The 11193-nt window shown below is 69.9% G+C and carries 10 protein-coding genes; 5 read left to right on the top strand and 5 right to left on the bottom strand.

Going from position 1 to position 11193, the window contains the following annotated elements; all coding sequences use genetic code 11:
* Positions 1-50: 50 nt before the first annotated feature.
* The 4 genes from LMU33_RS37445 to LMU33_RS37430 form a co-directional block, all read right to left on the bottom strand.
* Positions 51-476 carry a hypothetical protein gene (locus LMU33_RS37445; protein ID WP_228625906.1) on the bottom strand — a complete coding sequence of 142 codons (426 nt, stop codon included), beginning with the start codon at positions 474-476 and terminating at the stop codon, positions 51-53.
* 3 nt (positions 477-479) lie between these two features.
* Entirely contained in the window at positions 480-866 is a 387-nt protein-coding gene (locus LMU33_RS37440) for a roadblock/LC7 domain-containing protein (RefSeq protein WP_228625904.1), read from the bottom strand.
* A gap of 60 nt (positions 867-926) precedes the next feature.
* On the bottom strand, positions 927-1793 hold the full coding sequence (locus LMU33_RS37435) for a MarR family transcriptional regulator (RefSeq protein ID WP_228625902.1): 867 nt from the start codon (positions 1791-1793) through the stop codon (positions 927-929).
* Between the two features lie 175 nt (positions 1794-1968).
* The gene (locus tag LMU33_RS37430; protein ID WP_228625991.1) at positions 1969-2916 is read right to left on the bottom strand and encodes a LysR substrate-binding domain-containing protein; all 948 of its coding nucleotides are present in this window, start codon (positions 2914-2916) and stop codon (positions 1969-1971) included.
* Positions 2917-3054: 138 nt separating this feature from the next.
* Between LMU33_RS37430 and LMU33_RS37425 the strand changes: the two genes are divergently transcribed.
* The 5 genes from LMU33_RS37425 (at position 3055) to LMU33_RS37405 (ending at position 9790) form a co-directional block, all read left to right on the top strand.
* Positions 3055-3609, top strand: coding sequence for a peroxiredoxin (locus LMU33_RS37425; RefSeq protein ID WP_067120133.1), 555 nt, complete (start codon positions 3055-3057; stop codon positions 3607-3609).
* A 3-nt stretch (positions 3610-3612) separates the two neighbouring features.
* Positions 3613-4155 carry an alkyl hydroperoxide reductase gene (locus LMU33_RS37420; RefSeq protein ID WP_228625900.1) on the top strand — a complete coding sequence of 181 codons (543 nt, stop codon included), beginning with the start codon at positions 3613-3615 and terminating at the stop codon, positions 4153-4155.
* A gap of 333 nt (positions 4156-4488) precedes the next feature.
* Positions 4489-5031, top strand: a complete 543-nt coding sequence (locus LMU33_RS37415) for a hypothetical protein (protein ID WP_228625898.1) — start codon at positions 4489-4491, stop codon at positions 5029-5031.
* 218 nt (positions 5032-5249) lie between these two features.
* A complete protein-coding gene (locus LMU33_RS37410) occupies positions 5250-9224 on the top strand; it encodes an SGNH/GDSL hydrolase family protein (RefSeq protein ID WP_228625896.1) in 3975 nt (1324 codons plus the stop codon).
* Between the two features lie 95 nt (positions 9225-9319).
* Positions 9320-9790, top strand: coding sequence for a hypothetical protein (locus LMU33_RS37405; protein ID WP_228625894.1), 471 nt, complete (start codon positions 9320-9322; stop codon positions 9788-9790).
* Here LMU33_RS37405 and LMU33_RS37400 read toward each other — a convergent pair.
* On the bottom strand, positions 9746-11077 hold the full coding sequence (locus LMU33_RS37400; RefSeq protein WP_228625892.1) for an AI-2E family transporter: 1332 nt from the start codon (positions 11075-11077) through the stop codon (positions 9746-9748). The two genes, LMU33_RS37405 and LMU33_RS37400, sit on opposite strands and share 45 nt — an antisense overlap.
* Between the last annotated feature and the right edge of the window lie 116 nt (positions 11078-11193).

Below are 11193 nucleotides of genomic sequence, written 5' to 3'. Positions count from 1 at the left end.
GAGCGCGGTCGGCCGTGGGCCCCTCCCCGGAGGGGCCCACGGCCGTCTCCTCACAGGCTGTGCTCGCGCACCACCCTCCGGGCCTGGGCGATCAGCATGCCGACGTTCACCGACTTACGGCAGACGACGACGGCGACGACGTCCTGCTGCTCGTTCATCCGCAGGAACAGATGGGTGAGGTTCTCGCTGTTGACGAGGATCTCCTGGAAGAAGTGGCTGTCGTCGCTGACCCCGCGGCGCTCCTTGAAGATGTCTTCGATCATGACGACCGTGCGGCCCTGGAACAGGTCGAGGGTCGCACCCGCCAGCAGGTCCAGGACCTCCGGCGGGTGGTTGTCGACGGTCTCGTACGACAGCAGCATCCCGGTGGCCATGTCGACCACACCGGCCGCGACGCAGTCGGGCGCCTCTGCCCGCAGCGACTTGACCAGACTCATCACCTGGTCGGAGAAACCCGTCATGCGCTTCGTCGCCATGTGTCACACCCCTTCTGGCGTCTTCTCGGTGAGGATCGATCCGATGCGGTCGAGGGCCGGGTGGGTCGCCCGGTGCAGGCGGTTGACGTCCATCCCCTCGTCACCGAGGACCACCATCAGGGCCGTGTCGCCGACGGCGTAGAAGGCGACGCAGCCCTGGCTGCCGTACGTCACCGTCTGGCGCAGCGCTCCGCGCGCCGTGGCGGCGGCGGTGCGGCGCGCCAGGCCCAGGCCCGCCGCCGCGAGCGCGGCGAGCCCCTCCGGGTCGATCGACTCCGCGGTGTCCGCCGCGATGAGCATGCCGTCGGCCGCCGCGAGGGCCGTGTCGGTGATGCCGGTCACCTCCTCGCGCAGTCCGCGCATCTCCCGCGCCAGCGCTTCGTGGTCCATGTGCTCAACTCCCTTGTTCCCTTGCCGGATTCGACCGCTGCGGCAGTCGGCGGAGCCCTGTCATTCGGCGGTTCCGTGCCGCAGCCGGAAGAACCCTTTCCAGCTCACCCCGCTCGTCGGCGGGGGGAGGACTTCGGTGATGCCGCTGGCACCGGGTGCGCGGTGCGGCAGTTCGGCGGAGGGGGGCGCCTCCGGCTCCGGCGCGGCCTGCTCCCGCTGCCGTGCGACGGGCGCCTCGGGCGCCATCAGGAGCGGGACCGGGGCGAGCGGGCCGGCGCACTCCAGCAGCCCCTCGCTCAGCATCCGCGCGATCTCCACGGTGACGGTGTAGACCCCGCGGCCGGTGCGGAAGGCGAGGTCACGGGCGGTACGGCGGCCGTCGGCGTGCGCGAGCAGGTCCCGTTGCAGCGGGGTGCAGGCCTGCTGCGGCGAGGCCATGGGCAGGGGCCGTTCGCGGTCGGGCCGTACGGGGTACGGCAGTGCGTCCACGGCCGCCACCTTGCGCACCGCGTCCTCCAGCAGCCGGGCGGGCCTCTCGCCGGGGGCGACCGGGGCGTGCGGCTCGGTGCCGGTGACGCGTTCGCAGGCGTCCACCCGGCCGGCGACGACGGCGAAGGCCGCGTCCTGCAGCGCCATCAGGCACACCACCCGGAGCTGGGCGGCCCCCGCGTAGCCGCGCTCGACCAGCGCGGCGGTCGGCCAGCGCTCCCCGGTCCCGCGCACGAGTTCCGCCCACTGCTCGCCGTCGATGCGCTCGGAGCGCAGGAGCAGTGCCTCGGCGCCGGGCGCGCCGGGACTCTCCGCCGCCACGACGAGTCCGTCCCGCAGGTGGAAGGCGCCGCCGGGGCTGCCCGGCACCCGCAGCTCCCCGGTGAATCCGTCACGCCCGCACGCGGTCAGCGCGTGCGCGAGCCCGCCGTGATCCATCACTCCCCTTGCATTTCGCACAGACGCCTGACGCGTCACACCGAGGGGGGTATGTGTATCAGCCGATCGGCATATTTCGGCCGGGGATTTCCGACCTGACCCGGACTGACGGAAGTTGGACTTTCGAGCCGTTGCACATCGCTTTGTTCGACACTCATTTGATCGATTGGCGGGCTCAGGCGTCCGGTTCGAGCACCCGCACCGGCAGTGTGCCCAGCACCTCCCGCAGGGCCGCCGCCAGTTCCTCGTACTCGGCGGCCCTGGCCGCGCCCGCGCGCATGGCGAAGGCGACCCGGCGGCTCGGGGCGGGCTCGGCGAAGTAGCCGGTGAGGAGCCGGCTGCTGCGGGTGGTCTCCAGCTTCAGCGCGGTGCGCGGCAGCAGGGTGCACCCGAGGCCGCCGGCGACGAGCTGGACCAGGGTCGACAGACCGGCGGCCGTGGTCGTCACCGGCGCGTCCGCGCGCCCCGCCTCGCGGCAGATGTCGAGAGCCTGGTCGCGCAGGCAGTGGCCCTCGTCCAGGAGCAGCAGGTTCAGCTCCTTCAGCGCCTCGCGCGGGATGCCCTCGCGGCCGCCGAGCCAGTGGTCGACCGGGGTGACGAGCACGAAGTCCTCGTCGAAGAGCGGGAGTTCGGCGACTCCGGGCACGCCGAGCGGCACCGCCAGCAACAGCAGGTCGAGGCGGCCGGAGTTCAGGCCGTCGATCAGGCTGGCGGTCTGCTCCTCGTGCACCTGGAGGTCGAGGTGCGGATAGCGCTCGTGGACCAGCCGCAGCACGGCCGGCAGCAGGTACGGCGCGACCGTGGGGATCACCCCGAGGCGCAGGACGCCCGTGAACGGCGCCCGGACCGCCTCGGCCTCCTCCAGCAGCGCCCCGACGGCGTCCAGCACCGCCTTCGCCCGTACGGCCAGCCGCTCGCCGGCGGTCGAGAGCAGCACCTTGCGCGTCGTACGCTCGAGGAGGGTCACACCCAGGGTCTCCTCCAGCGCCGAGACCGCGCCGGACAGGGCGGGCTGGCTCATCCCGATGGCTGCCGCCGCGTCCCGGAAGTGCAGATGCTCGGCGACGGCGGCGAAGGCACGCAGCTGCGCGAGGCTCGGCTGCCTCCGCTTGCCGTTACTCATGGTCACTGATAACTACCTCCGATCAACATGACCGAGTGTAGCTATTTCACTAATCAATGCACCCTGTGCCAACATCAACGGAGTCCAACCCATGGGAAACGCCCTCAAAAGGGGTGTTCCTCGCTGCAAGGAGAGCGTGTGCTCACTGTCGGTGACAAGTTCCCCGAGTTCGAACTGACCGCCTGCGTCTCGCTGGAGAAGGGCAAGGAGTTCGAGCAGATCCACCACAAGTCCTACGAGGGCAAGTGGCTGGTCGTCTTCGCCTGGCCGAAGGACTTCACCTTCGTCTGCCCGACCGAGATCGCCGCTTTCGGGAAGCTGAACGACGAGTTCGCCGACCGCGACGCCCAGATCCTCGGCTTCTCCGGTGACTCCGAGTTCGTCCACCACGCGTGGCGCAAGGACCACCCGGACCTGACCGACCTGCCGTTCCCGATGCTGGCCGACTCCAAGCACGAGCTGATGCGCGACCTGGGCATCGAGGGCGAGGACGGCTTCGCGCAGCGCGCCGTCTTCATCGTCGACCCGAACCGCGAGATCCAGTTCACCATGGTCACCGCCGGTTCCGTGGGCCGTAACCCCAAGGAGGTCCTGCGGGTCCTGGACGCCCTGCAGACCGACGAGCTGTGCCCGTGCAACTGGACCAAGGGTGAGAACACCCTGGACCCGGTCGCGCTGCTGGCCGGTGAGTGACCCATGTCGCTCGACTCGCTGAAGTCCCGCGTCCCGGACTACGCCAAGGACCTGAAGCTCAACCTGGGTTCGGTCATCGGCAACTCGGACCTGCCCGCGCAGCAGCTGTGGGGCACGGTGCTGGCGACCGCCATCGCCTCCCGTTCCCCGATCGTGCTGCGTGAGCTGGAGCCGGAGGCGAAGGCGAACCTCTCGCCGGAGGCGTACACGGCCGCCAAGTCGGCCGCCGCCGTCATGGCGATGAACAACGTCTTCTACCGGACGCGTCACCTGCTGTCCGACCACGAGTACGGCACCCTGCGCGCGGGCCTGCGGATGAACGTCATCGGCAACCCGGGCGTGGAGAAGGTCGACTTCGAGCTGTGGTCGTTCGCGGTGTCCGCGATCAACGGCTGCGGCATGTGCCTGGACTCGCACGAGCAGGTGCTGCGCAAGGCGGGCGTGGAGCGCGAGGTCGTCCAGGAGGCGTTCAAGATCGCCTCGGTGATCCAGGCGGTCGGCGTCACCCTCGACGCGGAGGCGGTGCTGGCCGAGGCGGCCGAGTAACCCACCGGCCCGGCGCATCACGGCCCCTGCCATCCTGTTGGGCAGGGGCCGTCGCCTGTTTCCGGCGCCCTGAAATCCATGTGGTATGCACCACTCAGCCACTCGGGGCCGAAGACGGCGAGTGAACAAGAGGTCGAACGATTGCCCGGTTCTTCCTCTCGGGCGAAGAAGATTCACACGCGTAGAGTCATAACGGAATCCAACTCCCCGCTTCATCGTCGAATAGCTGATCGACAGTCACCGAGGCGATCTGATTGGCTCCCGGGGACCACATTTCAGCCGCCGAACCGCGTTCCGCCGGCGGCTGCTTGCACGCTTTTCAGGGGGATCCCCATGTCCATGCGCAGCCATGTCTCGGCACGAACGGTGCTCGCCGCAGCCGCAGCCGGCCTCGGCGCCCTCGGCGTGACCGCTCCGCAGGTCGCCGCCGCCGACCAGCCGGTTCCCAGCATCTCGGTCAAGGCCGACCAGCACACGAAGGCGATCGCGGCGGCCCATCCCACCGCTGCCGCGGCAGGCGCGACCGTCTGCGGCACGGGCTACGCCCTCTACAAGGCGGATCAGCTGCCCGACGCCCGGCGTTTCGCGACTCTCTTCGTCTACGTGAAGGGGAACAACCCCGCGAGCAACGACGCCCCCACGTGCGCCATCCTCGACAACAACGCGTCCGGCGCGAAGTGGATGAAGATCAAGCTCTGCTCGAACTACACCGCGGAGGGCTGCGCGAGTGACGCGGGCGTCTACTCCCAGTACGCGGGACCCGTCTACCGCAACCACGGAGGCTGCGGCACGGTCACGTCGTTGATGAGCTCCTCCACCTCCAGCTCGGCGCCGCTGCTCGTCAACAACATCACGGACGCCACGAACTGCAACTAGCAGGTGCCGCATCGGCCGTGAACCGGGACCCCACGACACTCACGCGTGGGGTCCCGCCGCGTTGATTCCCACCTGACTCCCGTCCGCCCCGGCTGACTGTCTCGCCCCGGCGGAGGGGTTTTCGCCGTGCCCTGAAGGGCGCGGAAGCAACTCGACCGAAGACGGGGAAATCTCCTTTGCGTTCGAAGAGACGAACTCGCGCGCCCCTGGTGGCCCTTGTGGCCTGCGCCGCTGTGACCGGCGGTCTGCTCCAGGCGGCACCCGCGGGCGCCACACCCGGATCCTCCGCCCACCCCTCCGCCCGCCCCACCGCGCCGGTGCCTCCCAGCCTGATAGCGAATCCCGGCAAGAAGCTCGGCAAGGACTGGAAGAGCAGTCCCGACCGTGCCGTCACCGCGGCCGCCGACGCGGACGGTCTGCACCTCCTCGTCGCCGACAGCAACAAGGCGTACGAGTGGAAGACGGTCGCCGTTCTGTCGGAACCGGGCATGCCGGCGGATTCCTGGATCGGCAACCAGTGCCTGATGGACCACACGCACGCGGCCGTCGTCTACGCGCCGCGCACGTTCACGAACAAGCCCGACCTGATGCAGGGCGGCGCGTTCACCGCCATCGTCGATCTGACGAACGGGAAGGTGAAGAAACTCCCGTTCACCGCGTCGCTGGCCTACTTCGACCCGTCCTGCAACACCACGACGCACCAAGCCGCGTTCACCGCCTTCCGGGACATGAACGACCCCGCGAGCACGCGGACGCGGGTGATCACCGTGGATGTCTCCGGTAAGACCTCGGGTACGGCCGCGGCGCGGGGCGAGATCACCAGCGCGGTTCCGGTCAAGGACGGCACGGTGGCCGCGCTCGGCAGCCGCCTGGTCCACCTCGACCGCTCCGGCAGGGTGAAGAACCTCGCGGACGCGGACGGCGCCCCGTTCGACATCCGGCCCGCCGCCGACGGCAGGATCGCCTTCCTCGACCGCAAGGGCGACTCCGCGGCGCACGCCAAGCTGTTCACCGGCAGCGGCAGGCCGAAGGCCATCGCCTCGGGCAGGCTCGGCGACCTCGACCTCATGCAGGGCGAGTCGGGCAGGGTCTTCCTCACCGGCCACCCCAAGGGGTCCCCCGCCACCGCGGGCACCGGCGTCACCCGCCTCGACGCCCCGGCCGGCACCGATGTGTCCTCGCACGGCCGTCTCGCGATCGAGCCGGTCCTCACCCCCGGTGTGCACGCCGGCCTGACGCAGATCAAGGGCGCCGGCAAGGGCTTCACGAAGTCCGCGGAACCCGCCTCGCGGACGGCGACGCCCGCCGACGACGGCGACAAGCCGGTGACGGTCACCAGCATCGCCACCGCCACCGGGGCCAAGCTGACGCAGAGCGTGCAGCACGACGCCGTGGACGGCACGGGGAACAATCCCTCCCCGGTCCTCGCCACGGCCGCCGGGACGCACCGGTCGAAGGGGGCTTCGAAGGCGGGCCTGACCGTGAGCTCCCCGACCGACGACGACCGCTGGTGCGCGGTGTCCCGCAACGACCTCAAGGTGCAGGCACTGCAGCCGACCCCGAACCAGGTCGAGTGGGCCGCCGGCATGGCGGTGCGCGGTGATCTGAGCGCGAGCTACATCCGCCAGGGCGGATACCGCGACCAGGCCGGCGCCGGCACCGTCGACCCGCAGGCGCTGTTCCCGCTGCCGAAACTGACCGGAGACGGCAGGATCCCGGTCAACGTGCTCCTCGGCATCATGGCCCAGGAGTCCAACCTGTGGCAGGCCGAGGGCGGATCGATCCCCGGGCAGATGGGCAACCCCCTGGCCGCCGTCGACGGCTACTACGGCCACAAGGCCGACCCCAACGACCCGGCCGCCTACTGGCAGATCAACTGGGACAAGTCCGACTGCGGCTACGGCGTCGGCCAGGTGACCGACGGAATGCGGCTGGCCGGTCACGAGAAGCCGGGCGAGACCAGCCTGAAGCCTGCCCTGCAGAAGCTCGTCGCGATCGACTACGCGACGAACATCGCCGCCTCCCTGAAGATCCTCGCCGACAAGTGGAACGAGGTCCACAAGGACGGCCAGAAGATCACCGTCAACAACGACGACCCCGCCTACGTGGAGAACTGGTTCACCGCCGTCTGGAACTACAACCTCGGCTTCAACCCTCCCTCGGAGGCCGGGAAGCACGCGGGGCACTGGGGCCTGGGCTGGTACAACAACCCCGCCAACCCGATCTACGCCAAGGGCTGGGGTCATCCGTTCATGAACACGGACGTCGACCCCTACGCCGTCAAGGACGCGGCGCATCCGCAGGACTGGCCGTACGAGGTCAAGGTGATGGGCTGGGCCGCCTGGTCCATCGACACCGGCTACTCCTACGCCACCTCCGGCCGCCAGGACTGGCCGGGTGAGTCCGGCTTCTCCTCCGCCGGCTTCCGTCCCGCCTACTGGAACGGAACGGACCAGCCGTACCTGTACGAGGGCAGCGCGCGCTACAACCGGGTGCACGTGACGCCGTCGCTCGACGCGTTCTGCAACTCCAAGAACAACTGCGACACCAACACGCCGCCGAAGTGCCCGGACGCCGAGTGCTACGCGCAGTACTGGTGGAACCAGCCCAATGTGACCTGGAAGTCCGACTGCAGCCAGACCTGCGGCCACGAGAACATCAAGTACCAGACCCTGGTGCCGGAACCGCAGCGCGGCTACCGTCTCCAGAACGGTACGCCGGTGTGCACCGCCCCGACCGGCGCCAAGGTCGTCACCTCCGTCCCGGACGGAACGCCGACCTGGAGTGAGTGCGGGACGGCCAAGTCCGCGGGAAGTTTCCAGTTCTCGTTCAACCCCGGCACGGAAGGCCGTTACGAGGCGAAGGCCGACCTGCACTCGGTGGGCGGCGGCTACGGCGGCCACTACTGGTACACCCACACCCGTGACACCGCCCACTTCGGCGGCCCCAACGGCTACATGACCATCGACGGCACCTGGACCCTCGGCCAGAGCCTCAACTGGGCGCGCGTACTGGTCCACCTTCCCGACACCGGCGCACAGACCCGGCAGGCCACGTACGACGTGCAGGGCACGGACAGCCGGCACCACCAGCGGGTCGTGCTCCAGCGCGCGGGCGGATGGGTCAGCCTGGGCGTGTTCCACTTCACCGGCACCCCGCGGGTCGAGCTGTCGAACACGACCAAGGACGGAACCGGCGACGAGGACATCGCCTGGGGTGCGGTCGCCTTCCAGCCGCTCGCGGCCAAGCCGGCCAATTTCGTCGTCGCGATGGGCGACTCCTACTCCTCGGGTGAAGCGGTCACCGGGCCGAACGGCTCCGACCTGTACCCGGAGACCGACCACCCCGACGAGATCGACGACAACCAGATCGACAAGTGTCACCGCTCCAAGCTGGCGTGGTCGAGGCAGGCGACCCTGCCGGGATACTCCAGCTCCATCGGTGCCATGGCCGACAGCCTTGACCCGCAGATGGACTACCACTTCGTGGCCTGCTCCGGGGCGCGCACCTACAACGTGCTCAACCAGCCCCAGTCCGGCGAGCTGCCGCAGATCGACACCGGGTACCTGGACGACAACACCACCCTGGTGACGCTCAGCATCGGCGGCAACGACGCCCGCTTCAGCGACGTCATGGGCAAGTGCATCGACCTGGCCGACCCGCAGACGACCACCTGCCCGTACTCGGAGCTGGACAACATCGACCCCGCGACCGGCAAGTCGACGGGCGGCACCACCGGGCCCCTGAAGGACTGGGCGCCGAAGTGGCTGCACGACTCCGTGCGGCCGCAGATCGCCCTGACGCTGAAGGCCATCCACACCCAGGCCCCGCACGCGAAGGTCGTCCTCATGGGCTACCCGCGCCTGGTGGAGAAGGACCACAGCTGCTTCCCCGGCGCCTACGAGACCGTCGAGAACGACTGGGTACGCGGTTTGGCCGACGACCTCGCGACCGAGATGAAGGGCGCCGCCGAGCAGGACGCCGGAACCTGGGCGGTCTTCGCCGACCCGCGGACCAACTTCGACGGCAAGGCCGCCTGCGGCAGTCCGGAGACCATCAACGCCATCGTGGAGAACGGGCGGGAGAAGGCGGACACCGAAGCCCCGAAGGCGTCCATGCAGACCCTCCACCCGAAGATCGCCGGGGCCCGCATCTACGCGGACACCCTGGAGCAGACACTTCGGAAGCCGTGACCGATGACTGATCGGAAGCTGTGACGGACGAATGACCCGGGGGCCTGAGTATCGGTACTCAGGCCCCCGGCCGTTGCCTACGAAAGGCTGCAGGCATGACCACCCCCCGCACCGAACCCGAGCCCCGCACAGAGCCACGGTCCGTCCTGCCGCGCGTGCTGGGCGCGGCCGTCACCGGAGCGGTGCTGGCCACCAGCGCCCGGGCCTACCTCTCATGGGCCGGGCAGCACAGCGACCGGCTCTGCCGGACGACCGACACCCTCTGCTTCACCGGATGGAACCTGACGGCGCTGCCCCTCGTCTTCACCGTCTCGCTGACCGTGCTGCTCGTCGTCTACAAGCGGCTGGGCATCAGGCCACGGCTCGCGGTCGTCCCACCGACGCTGGTGCTGGCGCCGATCCCTCTCGCGGCCGCGGACACGACGGCCGTCTGGTGGGCTGTCGCCCTCGTGGGCGGGGCCTGGTCATCCTCGTTCGCCCTCGCCGCGTGGAGCCGCTACCAGATCCCGGCGCTCGCGGCCTCAGCCGTGCTGCTGCTCGCTTCCCTGGTCGTCCTCTACGGCTGACGGCCGGCTCCTGCTCGCGGCCACTTCCTCGGAGTACACGCGCAGGTACCCCACGACGGTGTTCGTCACCGCCACCAGCGGTACGGCCACCACCGCGCCGCCGATGCCGGCCACCATGCCACCGGCGGCGACCGTGAGGACGACGGCGAGCGGGTGCACGCGGACCGCGCGGCCGAGGATGAACGGCTGCAGGACGTGGCCCTCGATCTGCTGGACCGCGAGGACGACGAGCAGGGTCATGACGGCCGTGAAGACGCCCTGGGTCACCAGCGCCACGATCACCGCGAGCGCGCCCGAGGCGACCGCGCCGACGAGCGGGATGAACGAGAACAGGAAGATGAAGACGGCCAGCGGAACGGCCATCGGCACGTTCAGGAAGTAGATGCCGATACCGATGAAGATCGCGTCGATCAGAGCGACCAGGACCGTGCCGCGCACATAGGCGGTCAGGGTGCGCCAGGCGCGCGGGCCGGCACCGGCCACGCCCGGGCGGGCCGCGGCGGGCACCAGCTTCAGGAACCACTCCCAGATGCGCCTGCCGTCGTAGAGCAGGAACAGCGTCGAGAAGAACACCAGCAGGATGCTGGTGAGGGTCTCGATGATGACCTGAACGCCCTCCAGGCCCGCGGAGGTTATCTGGTCGGCGTTGGCGCCGATCGCCTCGCGGAGGTTCTTGGCGATCTGGTTGATCTGCTTGTCGGTGACGTGGAAGGGGCTCTTCAGCAGCCAGTCGCGCAGGTCGTCGATGCCGGACTGGATCTGGGTGGAGAGCGTGTCGATGTTCTCCATGACCTGCCAGGTCACGAACCAGCCCATCAGCCCTATGACGACGAACCCACTGATCGCGGTGAGCGCGGTGGCCGGGCCGCGCGGCACTCCGCGCCGGGTGAGCCGGGCGACCGTCGGCTGCAGCAGCGCGGTGACAAGCAGGGCGATGACGAAGGCGAACACCACCAGCTGGATCGCGCTGATGACCCGCATCAGGATCCAGAGGGTGCCGGCGAGGACCAGCATGCGCCAGCCGGCCTCGGCCGCGACCCGCACTCCCCAGGGCACGGCCTCGGCGGGGTCGGGGCGGGGTCCGGCCGACGGCGCGGGCCGGCGGGGTGCGGGTACCGCGGCCTCGGCTCCGGGGTCCGGGGCGGCGGGCTGCGGCGGGGTCGGCGGGGTGTCCGAGGGGTCCGGGGCGTGCTCGCGCTCCACCTCCGCGCGGCGCTCGTCCAGGCGTTCGCTGATGTCGGTGAGACCGGCACCGAGCTTGCCGAGCCACCCTGGCACTCGCGACATGATCCGTCCTCTTCCCCCGCGTCCCCGCGTGCTCGCCACCTCTGCTCCCCCTGGAGGTTCCCGGGTACGACCGTACAGGGCGAAAGCCCCTCCCTAAGGACCGGGAGGGGCTGCGC

This window comes from Streptomyces barringtoniae (assembly GCF_020819595.1).
GTDB lineage: Bacteria > Actinomycetota > Actinomycetes > Streptomycetales > Streptomycetaceae > Streptomyces > Streptomyces barringtoniae.
This window is presented reverse-complemented; position numbering and strand designations above follow the sequence as displayed.